Origin of the sequence: Xanthomonas pisi DSM 18956 (assembly GCF_001010415.1) — a bacterium.
In the GTDB taxonomy this organism is placed as follows: Bacteria; Pseudomonadota; Gammaproteobacteria; order Xanthomonadales; family Xanthomonadaceae; genus Xanthomonas; species Xanthomonas pisi.
Genome location: NZ_JPLE01000083.1, coordinates 1 through 16,034, shown reverse-complemented (window position 1 = coordinate 16,034; position 16,034 = coordinate 1). Strand labels below are relative to the sequence as shown.

Genomic DNA, 16,034 nt, shown 5'->3' with positions numbered 1-16,034 from the left:
ATCGGCGCTGCAGTGGCCGACGACACGCCGCAAGTCACCTGGCTGGATCGCATCGAAGTCACCGCCACGCCGATCCCCGGCACCACCATCGATGCGGCGCAGCTGCCGTACATGGTGCAATCGGCGACCAATGCGGAGTTGTCGCGCGGGCGCAGCAACAACCTCGGCGATCTGCTGCAACGCCGCTTTGTCGGCGTGGATGGCAACGATGTGCAGGGCAGCGCATTTCAGAACGACCTGACCTTCCATGGCTTTCGCGCATCGGCATTGCCGGGCGCCTCGCAAGGCGTGTCGGTCTATCTGGATGGCGTGCGCGTCAACGAACCGTTCGCCGATATCGTCAGCTGGGACATGCTGCCCGAATCGGCCATCACCGCAGTGACCTTGATGCCCGGTTCCAACCCGTTGTTCGGGCCGAACACGCTGGGCGGCGCGGTGGTGCTGTCCACCGCATCCGGCCTCACTGCCCCGGGACTGCAGGGCGAACTGAGCGTCGGCAGCGGCGCACGCAAGCGACTCGATGCCAGTTACGGCATCGCCGGTCGCGATGGCTGGCATGGTTTTGTCGCAGTGACCGGCTTCGACGAAAACGGCTGGCGCGATGCATCCGAAGGACGCCTGGGCACGGTGTTCGGCAAGCTGGGCCGGCAAGGCGACGACACCGACTGGAGCCTGTCGCTGCTGCACGGGCGTAGCCGCCTGATCGGCAATGGGCTGCTGCCCGATACCCGCTACACCGACGAAGGACCCGAGCCAGGCTTGTACCGTGCCGACCGCCGTGCGGTGTATACCTCGCCCGATCTCACCCGCAATCGCAATACCCTGCTGACGGCGCAGCTGGACCATCGGTTCGATGCGGACACTGCGCTGCATGCGCTGGCGTACTCGCGGGTTGGCCGGCGCGACACCGTCAACGGCGACATCGGCGAAGACTACGAAGAATTCGTCGAAGAATGCGCCTCCGGCTACGCGGCCGATGGCAGCGCGCTGGATGCCGATTGCGAGGTGGCGCGCGCCGATGCCGATGCGCTGCATACCGGCGCCCTCAATACCACCCAGATGCGCCAGGAAGCGCAGGGGCTTGCGATCAACCTGAGCAAGCAATGGGCTGCGCATGCGCTCAGCGCCGGGGTCACCTTCGACCGCGGCCATGTGCGTTACCTGCAATTCGCCCGCGAGGGCTGGGTGCAGCCGGACCGGTCGGTGCTCGCAGACCCCGACGCCGAGCGCGCCTTCTTCTCCGGCGTGCGCGGCAGCACCAAGACGCTGGGCGCGTTTGTCGCAGACACCTGGGAGCTGGACGCGGCCACCCACCTCACCGCCGCAGTGCGCTGGAACCGGGTGGTGGTCGACAACATCCTGTCCACCGCCGACGACGGCGACCGCCCGCGCGAGCGCTTCGTCTATGCCAAGGCCAACCCATCGCTGGGGCTCACCCATCGGCTGGACTCCGGCCTCACCGTCTACGGCTCGGTGGCGCAGAACACGCGCGCGCCGACCGCCATCGAGCTGGGGTGTGCCGACCCCACCCAGCCGTGCCGGCTGCCGACCGGCCTGCAGGCCGACCCGCGCCTGGAGCAGATCGTGTCGCGGACCGTCGAGCTGGGCGCACGCTGGTCTCCATGGGCCGACAGCAATGCCACCGTGTCGGTATACCGCGCCGACAATCGCGACGACATCCTGTTCTTGCGTGCGCCGGATACGCAGCTGGGCTATTTCGATAACGTCGGCCGCACCCGCTATCAGGGCGTCGACGCCGCGCTGCACCTGCGCAGTGGCGATTGGCAATGGTCTGCCGGGTACAGCTATCTGGACGCGACCTATCGCAGCGATGGCCAGTTGCTGTCCGGCGAGCGCGTGATTACCTTGCGGCCCGGTCTGCGGATCGCCGCGCTACCTCGGCACAACCTCAAGCTCGGCGTGGAGTGGCAGCGCGATGCGCTGACCCTGGGTGCCGGCGTGCGCGCGGTATCCGGACGCGTGGCCAGCGGCAACGAGGATGGGCAGGTCGACAATACCGAAGACGGCGAGCCGGCACCCGAGCGCATCGACATCGGCACCGCCGGCTATGCGCTGGTCGACCTGCAGGCACGTTGGGCCATCACCACGCGCGTGTCGGTCTTCGCGCGTATCGACAATGTGTTCGATCGCCACTACGCCACCTATGCCGCCGTAGCCGAAGACGTGTTTCCCGATGGCGAACTGGCGCGCCCGCAAGATGCACCAGTGGAAACCGGCCCGGCCCGTTTCCTCGCACCAGGTGTGCCGCGGCAGTATCTGATCGGGTTGCGTTGGGCGTTATGAGGCTGAGGCGGGGATTCGGGATTGGAGATTAGGGATTCGTAAGGTGCAAGGCGCACGCGCCGGTCACCCGCAGCGTCATCTGGATGGTGCCGAGCTGCGCTGGTGCAGGGCGCGGGTGTCCTCACCGCTCGCGGGACACGCCGTGAACCCATCCATGGGGACCGTGTGGCGGCATCCATGCCGCCACACGGTCCCGCAATCGGCGAGGCCACCGCACCAGAGAGTGAATCGGTGGTCGTGTGAAAAGCGGCTTGTAGCGCGTTGCGCATCAGGTGTTGAGCCGACACGTCATGATCGAACAACGCGCATCAATCGCTCCTACCGTGCACACCGACCAGCTCAACTGGTCCTTGCCCGCCCACCGTCGCGGACCTTACGTGGTATGGATGCCGCGTAAGAGCTTGCAAGGACGTACTTGCGGCGTGTCCCGCGATGGTGGGCGGGCAAGGGCCCTGCAACCAAGCCCCAAATCATCCGCTCCACAATCGCGGCATGTACGCATGCTAGATGCCGCACCAAACCACAGCAGCACCCAGCTGATGAGGGAGAAGGAGTTTTCTAATCGCTCCAAGTACCAGCGCTGAGAGACCCCGCCTTGGCTCTGACGAATCCCCAATTCCGAATCCCAAATCCCTGCCTCTCAATTCCCCAATAAATCCCAAATCCCCGCCCCTCAATCATCCCGTATCCAACCCATGCTTGCGCAGCTTGCGATACAGCGTGTTGCGGCTGATGCCCAGGGCATCGGCGGTGCGGCTGACATTCCACCGATGGCGCTCGAGTTGTTGCTGCAACACCAGGCGTTCGGCCTGATCCAGGGCCACCCGGCCAGGCATGTCGTCGGCGGCCACGGCACGCCCATCGACCAGGCACGGCGCGCTGCCGGCATCGACGATTTCCTGCGGCAGGTTCGGCAGGCGGATCACGCCGTCGCTGCACAACACTGCCGCGGTGCGCAGCACATTGCGGAGTTGGCGCAGGTTGCCCGGCCAGGCGTAGCTGAGCAGTTTGTGCATCGCCTCTTCGCTGATGCGCACGCTGTGCTCAGCGTTTTCCTCGCGCAGCAAGGTGCGGATCAACTCGGCTTTGTCGCTGCGTTCGCGCAGCGGGGGCAGATGCAACACCACGCCGTTGAGCCGGTAGTACAGGTCCTCGCGAAACTCGCCCGCGGCCACGCGTTGGGCCAGGTCGCGATGGCTTGCGCTGATGACGTGCAGCTCCAGCGGCACTGCACGTTCGCTACCCAGCGGGGTGACGCATTGTTCTTCCAGGACGCGCAGCAGGCGGCTCTGCAAGGGCAGCGGCATATCGCCGATTTCGTCCAGAAACAACGTGCCGCCGCTGGCCTGCAGCAATTTGCCATGCCGGCCTTCGCGCGCGGCATCGGTGAAAGCGCCGCGCGCATAGCCGAACAATTCGCTTTCGATGAGCGCTTCTGGAATCGCCGCGCAATTGATCGCCACGAATGCGCCGCTGGCCCAGGGCGAACCACGATGCACCGCTTTTGCGAATTCTTCCTTGCCGGTACCGGTGTCACCGCGTAGCAAAATCGAGACGCGATGCGCCGCCAGTTTCAACGCGTTGGCCAGGTTGTGGCGCATGCGCGGATCCGAGCCCACATGCTCGCCGGGTTGCAGCTCGGTATCCGGCGCCAGATGCGCCGGCCCGCCCACCGCCGGCAGGGCGGGGCGTGCACGCGGCGGGCGCACCAGTGCGTAGAAACGCCGCCCGTGGCAGGCGCAGCGGATCGACCACAAGGTGCCTGCATCGCTGCCGGCGCGGTGCTCGAGGGTGTCGAAATCCAGCTGCATCACCTGCGAGATATTGCGGCCCACCAACTGGCTGCGATCGACCTTGCCCAGTTGCTCCAGCACCGCCTCGTTGACCGCCAGCACACGGCCGTCGGTATCGATGGCGATCAGTGCTTCGTGCAACAGCCCGGCGAATTCCGGGCGGCTATGAAAACGCAGGATGAAGGCGTGGCCGAATTGATTGAGGAAATGCGAGCGCGAAATCTGCGCGGCCGACATGCTCACCAGTGCCACGGTATGGCGCTGGATCTGCTTGCTGTCCTGCGCGTTGGGGCTGGACGCATCCAGCACCGCCAGCAGCCCGCCGTGCGGGTCCAGGATCGGCGCGCCGCTGCACGACAGCGGTAGGTGGCGGGTCAGGTAGTGCTCGCCGCGATGCACGCTGACGGCGGTGCGCTCGGCCGCGCAGGTGCCCAGGCCATTGGTTCCCTGATGGCATTCGGCCCAGCTGGCGCCGCAGAACAGCCCTGCCTGGCGAAACTCGCGCAGCAGGGTGGAGTCGTGCACGCTGTGCAGCACGGTGGCCTCGGCATCGCCAAAGATCACCGCGTACCCGCTACCGGCGATCTGCTCGTAGAGGTTTTCCATTTCCACCTTGGCGATACGCAACACCTCGCCCAGGCGCTGCTGGCGCTCACGCACATGCAGGGCGTCGTGCACCAACGGCTCGGGCATCGCCTCGGGCAGCAGCGCGTAGTCGTCCAGACAGCGCCGCCACGACCGCGACAGCGGCGCCGCCAATGGCGCAATGTCGCGCAGCCGTCTGATCTGCCGGAGCACATCCGGTTCGATCTCCGGCAGGGTGATGGAGGGAGCGGCGACAACGCTTGGCTCGGACATGGGCCAGCGTTCCTCAGTGGGCGCGAGACGTCAGTAAAGGCACAAACCGGAGCTATGCTCAAACTGCATTGCAGCAAACTGCGACGCGCGGCGTGCCGGACAATCTCTTCAGACTGGCTGCCAGGGCGTTTGCGGCGCGGTGGCGGCCGCTGCCGCGCGGCGTTTCCAGGACGGCTGACATGCCCTTCTCTTGGCGGTGTGAGAAGGCGAGGGGACCCGAGGTGCTTGGCTTGCGCGGCAGTGGAGCAAGGGCAGGCTGGGGTGGCGTGCGGGCTGGTGCGAGGGAGCCTTTCGACGCGTATGTGCCGGCCGGCCGCATCAGAGGTCGCGCGGATCGGCATCCGTCGGGGAAGGGAGCGTGCGGTGGACGGCTCTCGCGTGCCCGCACCACCGATGCGAGTTGGTCGCGGTGCACGGATGGAGGCGAGCGCGCGGTGCGTAGCCGAGCTGTCGCACCGGTGCCGCTCAGCACCGCCTCAGAGCGCGCTAGCCCGCCGCGCCGTGCCCGCAGAGTTTGAGGTTGGTGCGCGCGGCGCGGATCACCCCCAGGTAATCGTCGACGATGGCCGGACTCATGCCGTCGGTGATGGCCTCGTCGCTGCGGTTGGCGTCGTCGCGATAGGGGGCCAGTGTCTGCAGGCATCCCGCATCGTCGCCGAGCCTGTGCTGTGTGATCGCGTAGTCGTTGCGGATCGCGCCTTCGTCGCTGAAGCTGGCGGTCGCCAGGCAGCTGCGGTAGAGCGGCGCCAGCGTCGCCTCGGCTTTCGCGTAGTCCTTGCGGTCGTACAGCGACTGGAACGCCTTGCGCGTGCGCTGCACGGCGCTCGGCTCGCAGGCTGCCGCCAGCGGCAGGTAATCGCCCTCGAAGCTGCCGTTGCCGCCGCAATACTCCCGGCAGGCGTGCTCGCTGCCGGTCGCGGCGCGGATCGCGGCACCGGCGCCGGTCTTGGCGATCTCCAGAGTGCAGGTCCCAGGCTGGTCGCCGTCGTACACCGCCGCTTGGGTGCCGCGCAGCTTGCCGCTGAAGCTGCAGCTGGCATCGGCATTGAGCGTTTCCAGCGAGAAGCCGGAGGTGCCTTGCGTATCGGGTTCTATCGTGAGCTGGCCCCAGCCATGCTCGGTGGCGTAGTGGCCGGGCGCAGGAAGCGCCGCCGCCACGGTGTCCGCAGGCGCGGTGGCGGCAGCGGTGGGCGGGGCGGTGGCATGGCCGGCATCGACGGGAGCTGCTGCAGATGGGGGGGGCGGCTGCGCCGCCTGCCCGGAGTTGCCGCATCCGCACAAGGCGGCGATGCACAGCGCCAGGCAAAGGCGGACGGCGCTCTTGGCCGAGGTCAGGCGTCCGCTGGACGGAACAAGCGCATTTCCCACGGCACCCTCCACTGACGCGAATGCCGCGAGCCTATCCCTGACACAAGCGGCCCGGCAAGCGGGTGCCGGGCTGTTCGCTCGGCGCGCTCCGGGCCGCGCTTACAACGCGTAACCGAACTGCTGCTTGAACTGGTCGTTGAACTCGGCGAAGTCGAAGCGCTGGTTCTGGGTGCCGGGGTGTTCCACCTTCAGCGCGCCCATCAGGTTGCCCATGCGCCCGATGGTCAGCCAGTCGTAGTTGTGCTGGATGCCGTAGATCAGGCCGGCGCGGAACGCATCGCCGCAGCCGGTGGGGTCGACCACGCGGCGCTCGTGCGCCGGCGGAATGTCGTAGGTCTTTTCCGGCGTATGCACCAGCGCGCCCTTGGGGCCCTGCGTGGTGATATAGGCCTGCACGCGCGACACGATGTCCTTCTCGTTCCAGCCGGTGCGTTCCTGCAGCAGGTTGGACTCGTAGTCGTTGACCACGACGTAGTCGGCTTGTTCGATGAATTCGCGCAGTTCCGGTCCGTTGAACAACGGCATCGCCTGGCCGGGGTCGAAGATGAAGGGAATGCCGCCGGCAGCGAACTCTTCCGCGTTCTGGATCATGCCTTCGCGCCCGTCCGGGCCGACCAGGCCCAGGGTCACGCCCGGCACGTCCTTCACGTGGTTTTCGTAGCTGCGCATCATCGCGCCCGGATGGAACGCGGTGATCTGGTTGTTGTCGTGGTCGGTGGTGATGAAGGCCTGCGGGGTGAACAGGTCGTCGATGATCTTCACCCGCGACAGGTCGATGCCCAGGGTTTCGAAGTGTTCGCGATACGGGCCGAAGTCCTGGCCCACGGTACCCATCGGGATCGGCGCGCCGCCGAGCAGGTGCAGGTTGTAGGCGATGTTGCCGGCGCAGCCGCCGAACTCGCGGCGCATGCGCGGGACCAGGAACGACACATTCAGGATGTGCACCTTGTCCGGCAGGATGTGGTTCTTGAACTGGTCCGGAAACACCATGATGGTGTCGTAGGCGAGGGAACCACAGATCAGTGCGGACATCGAGTCAGGCCTTTGCGTAAGGAAATACCCGCCAGTTGCCGGCATGGCGGCGGGACGGCGCCAACGCCGCGGCGCAAAGGGTAACGGCTGTGATCGATCAGGGCCACAACCGCGTGCCATGCCCGGCGTGACCGGCACATGAAAACCGGGCCGGGATAACCGATTTTTCCTTGCCCGCACCGGGGGGGATTGCTAGGCTAGCGGACTTCGTTTTCTGCCCAAAATTTCGCCAGTCTGGCGGCGGGCACGCGACTTACCCCAGGAACAACTCCCTCGATGTTCAAGAAACTGCGCGGCATGTTCTCCAACGACCTGTCCATCGATCTGGGCACGGCCAATACGCTGATCTACGTGCGCGGACAGGGCATCGTGCTGAACGAGCCATCGGTGGTTGCGGTGCGTCAGGACCGCGCGATCGGCGGCACGCGCTCGGTGGCCGCCGTCGGCGCCGAGGCCAAGCAGATGCTCGGCCGCACCCCCGGCCACATCACCACCATCCGTCCGATGAAGGATGGCGTGATCGCCGACTTCACCTATACCGAAGCGATGCTGAAGCACTTCATCAAGAAGGTGCACAAGTCGCGCTTCCTGCGCCCCAGCCCACGCGTGCTGGTGTGCGTGCCGGCCGGTTCCACCCAGGTGGAGCGCCGCGCGATCAAGGAATCTGCGGAAGAGGCCGGTGCGCGCGATGTGTACCTGATCGAAGAACCCATGGCCGCAGCGATCGGCGCCGGCATGCCGGTGACCGAGGCGCGCGGCTCGATGGTCATCGATATCGGCGGCGGCACCACCGAAGTGGCGGTGATCTCGCTCAACGGCATCGTCTACTCGCAGTCGGTGCGTGTGGGTGGCGACCGTTTCGACGAGTCCATCACCAACTACGTGCGCCGCAACCACGGCATGTTGATCGGCGAGGCCACTGCCGAGCGCATCAAGTTGCAGATCGGTTGCGCCTACCCGCAGGACGAGGTGCAGGAGATGGAAATCTCCGGCCGTAATCTCGCCGAAGGCGTGCCGAAGATGATCAAGATCAACTCCAACGAAGTGCTCGAAGCGCTGCACGAGCCGCTGTCGGGCATCGTGTCGGCGGTGAAGCTGGCGCTGGAGCAGACCCCGCCGGAACTGTGCGCCGACGTCGCCGAGCGCGGCATCGTGCTCACCGGCGGCGGCGCGCTGCTGCGCGACCTGGACCGCCTGATCTCCGAAGAAACCGGCCTGCACGTGCAGGTGGCCGACGACCCGCTCACCTGCGTGGCCCGCGGCGGCGGCCGTGCGCTGGAGCTGGTGGACATGCACGGCAATGAGTTCTTCGCGCCGGAGTGAAGCGTTCGGGATTGGGGAGTCGGCATTCGGGATTCGCAAAAGCGGTTCCTGCCTACTGCCCGGCGGGATTGCCGCGCAGTTCCGCTGATTCACGTGTTAGCCGCATTCGTCTCGGGGCCAGCCAACCGCTCCCCGAATCCCCAATTCCGAATCCCCAATCCCGGCCCTGACAGTGCCCTCCTACGCCGGTCCTCCCGTCGCCTCCCGTCCGGGCGAAGTCACCTCCACGCTGCGGCTGCTGGTCTATCTGGTGCTGGCGATCGCGTTGATCGCGCTCGATAGCCGCGGCAGCTGGCTGAGCCAGCTGCGGATGCAGGCCAATCTGCTGATCCAGCCGATCTGGGCGGTGGCCGGGTTGCCGGGGCGTATCGGGTCGCAGGTACGCGACAACGCCGCAACGCACGCGCAACTGGTGGAGGAAACCCGCGACCTGCGCAATCAGCTGCTGGTCGCCAATGCGCGCCTGACCCGGCTGCAGACCGCCGCGCTGGATAATGCGCAGCTGCGCGAGCTGCTCAACGTGGCCGAGCGTCGTGGCCTGGACGTGCAGCTGGCGCCGATCCTGGATATCGACCTGGACCCGACCCGTCAGCGTCTGCTGCTGGATGCCGGCAGCCGCGATGGCGTACTGATGGGCCAGGCGGTGATCGATGCCGGCGGCCTGATGGGCCAGGTGATCGAAGTGACCCCGCTGCATTCGACCGTGCTGCTGCTGACCGACCCCGACCACGCGGTGCCGGTCAGCGTGGCGCGCAACGGCGTGCGCCTGATCGTCTATGGCCGCGGCGACCGCCTGGAGCTGCGCGACATCCCGCTGAGCGCCGGCGTGCAGGTGGGCGATGAAATCGTCACCTCCGGCCTGGGCGGCCGCTTCCCGGCCGGCTTCCCGGTCGGCAAGGTCTCCGAACTGCATCCCGACGACACCCACGCCTTCCTGGTCGGCGAGCTGACCCCGGCCGCCAAACTGGACCGTGGCCGCGATGTGCTGCTGCTGCGCGCCGGCAAGCCGCTGCGGGTGGTGCCTGGGGCCGGGATTGGGGAGTCGGGAGTTGGGATTGGTAACGGCAACAGCAACAGCAACAGCAACGGCGTCGCGGCGGCGGCCGGCGCGCCGGTGACTGCAACACCGCGCACGCCGGCGGGCGGGGTTTCCAACGCAGCGACTGATACCGCCCGCCCCACGGCCACCGCGGCATCCGGCACTGGCACTGGCACTGGCACCGCGCCGCCTGCACGGTCCGCAGCGACACCTGCCGCGTCCGGCGCGCAGCCGTCCAGTGCGCCAGCGTCCGGCCGCCTGGCCAGCACGCCCGCCCGCCGTCCCTCATCGACCGCATCCAACGGCCCGAATCCCGATTCCCGTTCGTCCCCACCACAGGGCGCTGCTTCCAGCCAATCCCCAATCCCCAATCCCCAATCCCGTCCGGCTCCAACGGAGACGGACCAATGACCCGCATGCGCAACACCTGGATCCTGCCGGCGAGCATCGTCATTGCGCTGGTGCTGGGCCTGCTGCCGTTGCCGGCGGTGGTGCAGCCGCTGCGTCCGTACTGGGTGGCGCTGGTGCTGGCCTACTGGGTGATCGAGGAACCGGATCGGGTGGGCCTGGGTGTGGCTTTCGTAGCCGGTGTGCTGGCCGACCTGCTGTACGGCGGGCTGCTGGGCGAGCAGGCGCTGCGGCTGGTGATCATGACCTTCATCCTGCAGCGCTTCCGTGCGCGGATGCGGTTTTTCCCGGTCTCGCAGCAGGCGCTGGCGATCGGCGGGCTGCTGCTCAACGACCGCATCGTCTCCTCGGCCGTGCATCTGGCGGTGGGCGAGCCGACCCTGCCGTGGAGCTACTGGTGGGCGCCGCTGCTGGGCATGGCGCTGTGGCCGCCGTTGTTCGTGTTGCTGGATGCGCTGCGGCTGGGCAAGCGGAGCAAGAAGTAGCCCATGCACGGTCGGCGTCAGCCCAAGAACCCGCATGCCGAGGCCGAGCAGTTCCGCCGTCGCGCGGTGCTGGGCTTTGTGATGGTGGTGATCTGCCTGGTCGGCCTGGGCGGCTGGTATTTCAAGCTGCAGGTGCTCGACCACGAGGTCTATGCCACCCGCTCGGAAGCCAACCGCATCAAGCCCAAGCCGGTGGTGCCCGGGCGCGGCATGATCTACGACCGCACCGGCCGGCTGCTGGCCGAGAACGTGCCGGCCTTCCGCCTGGACGTGACCCCCGACAAGGTCGCCGACATGGACGCCATGCTGGCCGCGCTGGGCAAGGTGATCCCGATCGCGCCGGAGGATCTGGAGCGCTTCAATCGCGAGCGGCGCGCGCGCCGTAGCTTCCTGCCGGTCACCCTCAAGCTGCGCATGAGCGATGAGGAAATGGCGCGCTTTGCGGTGGAGCGCTGGCGCTTCCCCGGGGTGGAGCTGGAGCCCTACCTGACCCGGCGCTACCCGTACGGGCCGCTGTTCGCGCACATCATCGGCTACGTCGGCCGCATCGACGAGAAGGACCTGGCGGTGCTGGGCGAGGGCAATGCCGCGCTCACCCACATGGGCAAGTCCGGGCTGGAGCGCTATTACGAACAGGACCTGCGCGGGCAGGTGGGTTACGAACAGGTCGAAACCAATGTGCAGGGCCGCGCGATCCGCACCGTCGGGCGGGTCGCGCCGCAGTCGGGCGCGGACCTGCGGCTATCGGTGGATGCCGATCTGCAGCGTGCGATGGTGGCCGCGTTCGGCGAACACGAAGGTGCGGCCATTGCGATGGACCCGCGTACCGGCGAGATCCTGGGCATGGTCAGCCTGCCCAGCTACGACCCCAACCTGTTCGTCAACGGCATCTCGCATACCGATTTCCGCATGCTCAACGACAATCCGTCGCGGCCGCAGTTCAACCGGCTGGTGCTGGGTGGCGTGGCGCCGGGTTCCACGCTCAAGCCGCTGATCGCCCTGGCGGGGCTCGATAGCGGCCTGCGCCGGCCGGAAGACCGCGTGCTCTCCACCGGCATGTTCTACCTGCCCGGCGTCAGCCGCGGCTGGGGCGACTCGCATCGCGGCGGCCATGGCTGGACCGATCTGCGCAAGTCCATCGCCCAATCGGTCAACACCTACTACTACCGCCTGGCGGTGGATATGGGCATCGAGCGCTTCGACCAGTACATGGGCGGGTACGGGTTCGGCGCGCCCACCGGGGTGGACCTGCTGGGCGAAATCGGCGGCATCCTGCCGTCGCCGGCCTACAAGTACAAGACACGCAAGGAGCGCTGGTATCCCGGCGACACCGTCAACATCGCCATCGGCCAGGGCGACTGGAAGGTGACCCCGCTGCAACTGGTGCGCGGGGTGTCGGCGATCGCCAGCGGCCTGCTGCTGCGCCCGCACCTGGTGCTGGAGCAGCGCACCGGCTTCGACCACCCCTGGCAGCCGATGATCCAGCCGCCGGGCAAGCCGATCAGCCCGAGCGCGGCGCACCTGCAGGTGGTGCGCGAGGGCATGATGGACACCATGCGCCCGGGCGGCACCGGCTATGCCATCACCCCCGGCGCGCCGTACCAGATGGCCGGCAAGACCGGCACCGCGCAGGTGGTCAGCCGCAAGGGCGTGGCCGCCGTGGACCCGCGCAGCCTGCCGCTGCACCTGCGCCACCGAGGCCTGTTCGTCGGCTTCGCACCGGCCGACAACCCGGTCATCGCGGTGGCGGTGGCGGTGGAGGGCGGTGGTTTCGGCACCAGCTCGGCAGCGCCGATCGCCCGCAAGATCTTCGACGCCTGGCTGCTGGGCAAGATGCCCGCGGGCATCCTGCCGTTGGACAGCGAGCTCGGCATGACCGCCGTGGGCATCAACCAGTTCGAAGCCGGCGCCACCGATGCACGGGCGGCCGGCGATGCGGCAGCCGCCACGCTGGAAGAATTGCCGGTGGTGATCGGCCAGACCGCGGTCGCACTGGATCCCACCACGCCCGCGCAGCCGGTGGTGCCGGATGTGCCCGATGCGGTGCAGGAGACCGATCATTGAGTGACATCGCGCGCTGGTTGGTGGACATGGCCGCGCGCTTCACGCGCAGCCTGGACTGGGTGCTGTGCCTGGCGCTGGGCGCGCTGATGGTGATCGGCCTGTCGGTGCTCAAGAGCGCCGGCGGCGCTGCCAACGGCGATCATCTGGTGATGGCGCAAGCCGTGCGCTTCGTCATCGGCCTGGCTGCGATGTGGGGCATTTCGCGCATGTCGGTGCTACGCCTGCGCGCCTGGACGCCGTGGGTGTATGGCCTGTCGATGCTGCCGTTGCTGGCGGTGTTCGCACTGGGCACCGGCAAATACGGCCGGCAGTGGCTGGATCTGAAAGTGTTCTATCTGCAGCCGGCCGAGCTGCTGAAGATCAGCCTGCCGATGATGGCGGCCTGGTATCTGCACCGCATGCCGCTGCCGCCGCGCATCTCCACCGTGTTGGTCACCTGCATGATCATCGGCGTGCCCACCGCGCTGATCATGTTGCAGCCGGACTTCGGCACCGGCGTGCTGATCGCCGCCAGCGGCGTGTTCGTGCTGCTGCTGGCCGGCCTGCCGTGGTGGTGGGTGGCGGTGGGCCTGGGCGGCGTGTCGGCGGCCGCGCCGGTAGCCTGGTTCTGGTTGCTGCGGCCCTACCAGAAGGACCGCATCATGATGTTCCTCAACCCCGAGAACGACGCGCTCGGCGCCGGCTGGAACATCATCCAGTCCAAGATCGCCATTGGCTCCGGCGGGCTGGATGGCAAGGGCTGGGGACTGGGCTCGCAATCGCATCTGAACTTCATTCCCGAACAGACCACCGACTTTGCGTTCTCGGTGCTCAGCGAAGAATTCGGCTGGATCGGCGTAGCCACCGTGCTCACGCTGTATCTCATCGTCATCGGCCGCTGCCTGTGGATCGCCTCGCAGGCGCGCGACACCTATTCGCGCCTGGTTGCAGGCGCCACCGGCCTGGCGTTCTTCGTCTATGTGCTGGTCAACGGCGGCATGATCTCCGGCCTGCTGCCGGTGGTTGGCGTGCCGATGCCGTTGATGAGTTACGGCGGCACCTCGGCGGTGTCGTTGCTGGCCGGATTGGGCCTGGTGATGGCAGTGAAGACGCACCGACCGGTGCATGGATATTGAAGCCTCGCGTGGTCGCATCGGTGCGTGCGCCGGCGCAGGTAACGCGTCGGCGGCATGCGTGGCAGTGCAACCCTGATCGATGCGACACGCGTATGTCAGCGCGCCGGCCAAGCATCGGCAACCCCGCGTTTTGCGCGCTGCATTGCAATGACGGCACGGCGATGCAGGCCGACTTCGCGCGCGCGGCGTTTGGTTCGCTCGCGTTCTGCACGCGCGGGGCGCGCTCCGTAGAGTCCGCCACGCCGCTGCAGTGATGGCGGCCGCGTCGCGTGGCCTGTGCAGGTGCGCGCCATTCCTCTTTCGGGTGCCTCTTTCCATGAAATTGCTAACCGCCGCCGTCGGCGGTGTCTGTCTGCTGCTGTCCGCGCAGGCCAGTGCCGTCACCTTCGCCACCGGCGATACCCGCGCTGTCGCGCAACCCGTACCTCCAGCCACGTGTTCGCCGTCCTTGAAGGCTGGGCTGACGCCGACCGGGCGTCAATTCGACGATGCGACCGAGCACTCGCCACCCGATACCAAGACCATCCAGGCCGCGCTCAATGCCTGCAAAAACGGCAGCGTGCTGCTGACCGGCGGCAGCGGCAACGCATTTCTGACCGGCCCGCTGACCATTCCCAGCGGCGTCACGCTGGTGGTCGACCAGGGCGTCACCTTGTACGGCTCACGCAATCCGGCCGACTACGGCAGCGGCTGCGGCGTGGCAGGTTCCAAGAGCGGCGGCTGCGCGCCGCTGATCAGCGTCAAGGGAGCCAAGTCGGGCGTGATGGGCATCCGCACCGGCGGGCGTCAGGGCACCATCGATGGCCGCGGCGATCTGACCATGCTGGGCAAGAGCACCACCTGGTGGGAGTTCGGCGAAAACGCCAAGGCGGCCGGTCAGGTACAGAACAGCCCGGACCTGATCAAGGTGCAGAATTCCACGGCGTTTACGCTGTACGACATCAACTTGATCAACGCTGCGTACTTTCATTTCTTCGCGCATATTGTCGATGGCCTGACCATCTGGGGCGTACGGGTGAAATCGCCGGCCACCAGCCCCAACACCGATGGCCTGGATCTGGACAGCGTGACCAACGCCAGTCTGGTCGACAACGATGTGATGGGCGGAGACGATTGCGTGGCGATCAAGACCATCGCCTCCAAGTCCGGCAACATCACCGTGCGCGACAATCGTTGCTACGGCACCCACGGCATCTCGATCGGCAGCGAAGTGATGTTCGGGGTCAACAATGTGCTGGTCGACAACAACGTCATCACCGCCACCGACGATGCCGGTAACCGCAGTACCGACAACAACGGGCTGCGCATCAAGACCAGTATCGTCAAGGGCGGCCCGGTCAGCCTGATCACCTACCGCAATACCTGCCTGTTCGGTGTGACCAGCCCGCTGGTGATCAACCCGTTCTATGCGTCCGGTACCGGCGGGACCAAGCCCAGCTTCAAGGAGATCGTCGTCAACGGTTTGCGTACCACCGCCGATGCCGGCCTCAAGGGCAAGGGTTGGATCCTGAAGGGCTTCGATGCGCAGACGCCGTTGGACCTAGTGCTGGCCAATCTTGCGACAGGCAACACGGCCGTCGCTGCCAGCGACGCACAGATCGGGCTGGTCAACAGTGATCTGACGCCGACCGGTACCAATGTCACCACCGGCGCTGTGCAAGTCAGTGGTGCCATCCCGACCTGCTCGACGGCGCCGCGCTTCCCGGCACTGTGACCGATCGGGCGCGGCCGCTCCTCGCGCTGCGCCCGATCTGCTGTTCTTTCCCGCAACGCTGCAGCGCCGAGAGGTGCTGCAGCGTCTGCCGCCGTGGCACCGATCGGTCGAACCGACCGGTCGAGTGATCGGGCCGTCCTGAGGCATCGACGCCGTGTGCCGCGCCATTGGTAGCGCGCCTGCAGACTGCGATCCCACGCCGGCGGCGATTGCCGCCGCCACGCCCGCCAGACGTATTCCGCTGCGCCCGGCCCGCGGGCTGCCGGGCTCCCTCGACACCTGGCCCCTGACCCGCGGTCCCGCCCGCGCGCGCCCGGGGTTTTCTTGCCGCGTCTGCCCAAGGGAGTGACCCGTTCGCATCGAGCAATGCTGCGGCACGCCTTGACTTCGGCTAAAGCTCTTTCGTTTCATGGCCTTATTGCCAGAAGTTCATCTGATGTCTGTTACCCTCGGCCGATGATTCGACGCACCCTGACCTGCCTGCTCACCCTCGGCCTTGTCGCCTGCGCGACCCAGCCCAGCCCTCCGTCC

The 16,034-nt window shown here is 67.1% G+C and carries 10 protein-coding genes; 7 read left to right on the top strand and 3 right to left on the bottom strand.

All coding sequences use genetic code 11. From position 1 onward, the window contains the following. Nucleotides 1–12 precede the first annotated feature (12 nt). Nucleotides 13–2,304, top strand: a complete 2,292-nt coding sequence (locus Y887_RS16165; RefSeq protein ID WP_425445634.1) for a TonB-dependent receptor — start codon at nucleotides 13–15, stop codon at nucleotides 2,302–2,304. Between the two features lie 677 nt (nucleotides 2,305–2,981). Here the strand turns inward: Y887_RS16165 and Y887_RS16160 are convergent. From Y887_RS16160 to Y887_RS16150, 3 genes are all read right to left on the bottom strand, one after another. Next, entirely contained in the window at nucleotides 2,982–4,955 is a 1,974-nt protein-coding gene (locus tag Y887_RS16160) for a sigma-54-dependent Fis family transcriptional regulator (RefSeq protein ID WP_046965322.1), read from the bottom strand. A gap of 486 nt (nucleotides 4,956–5,441) precedes the next feature. Further along, nucleotides 5,442–5,969, bottom strand: coding sequence for a hypothetical protein (locus tag Y887_RS16155; protein WP_046965335.1), 528 nt, complete (start codon nucleotides 5,967–5,969; stop codon nucleotides 5,442–5,444). 453 nt (nucleotides 5,970–6,422) lie between these two features. Then, nucleotides 6,423–7,355 (bottom strand): carbohydrate kinase family protein, encoded by a 933-nt coding sequence (locus tag Y887_RS16150; RefSeq protein ID WP_046965321.1) that lies wholly within the window; start codon nucleotides 7,353–7,355, stop codon nucleotides 6,423–6,425. 276 nt (nucleotides 7,356–7,631) lie between these two features. On the opposite strand from Y887_RS16150, the gene Y887_RS16145 reads away from it, so the two are divergent. From Y887_RS16145 to Y887_RS16120, 6 genes are all read left to right on the top strand, one after another. Next, the gene (locus Y887_RS16145) at nucleotides 7,632–8,678 is read left to right on the top strand and encodes a rod shape-determining protein (protein WP_003482734.1); all 1,047 of its coding nucleotides are present in this window, start codon (nucleotides 7,632–7,634) and stop codon (nucleotides 8,676–8,678) included. Nucleotides 8,679–8,850: 172 nt separating this feature from the next. Continuing rightward, a complete protein-coding gene (gene mreC, locus Y887_RS16140; RefSeq protein WP_046965320.1) occupies nucleotides 8,851–10,128 on the top strand; it encodes a rod shape-determining protein MreC in 1,278 nt (425 codons plus the stop codon). Next, nucleotides 10,125–10,610, top strand: a complete 486-nt coding sequence (mreD, locus tag Y887_RS16135; RefSeq protein WP_046965319.1) for a rod shape-determining protein MreD — start codon at nucleotides 10,125–10,127, stop codon at nucleotides 10,608–10,610. The genes mreC and mreD overlap by 4 nt, the downstream gene beginning before the upstream one ends. A 3-nt stretch (nucleotides 10,611–10,613) precedes the next feature. After that, entirely contained in the window at nucleotides 10,614–12,674 is a 2,061-nt protein-coding gene (gene mrdA / locus Y887_RS16130) for a penicillin-binding protein 2 (protein WP_046965318.1), read from the top strand. Then, nucleotides 12,671–13,789 carry a rod shape-determining protein RodA gene (rodA, locus tag Y887_RS16125; RefSeq protein ID WP_046965317.1) on the top strand — a complete coding sequence of 373 codons (1,119 nt, stop codon included), beginning with the start codon at nucleotides 12,671–12,673 and terminating at the stop codon, nucleotides 13,787–13,789. The genes mrdA and rodA overlap by 4 nt, the downstream gene beginning before the upstream one ends. 316 nt (nucleotides 13,790–14,105) lie before the next feature. After that, nucleotides 14,106–15,503 carry a glycoside hydrolase family 28 protein gene (locus Y887_RS16120; RefSeq protein ID WP_046965316.1) on the top strand — a complete coding sequence of 466 codons (1,398 nt, stop codon included), beginning with the start codon at nucleotides 14,106–14,108 and terminating at the stop codon, nucleotides 15,501–15,503. Nucleotides 15,504–16,034: the final 531 nt, after the last annotated feature.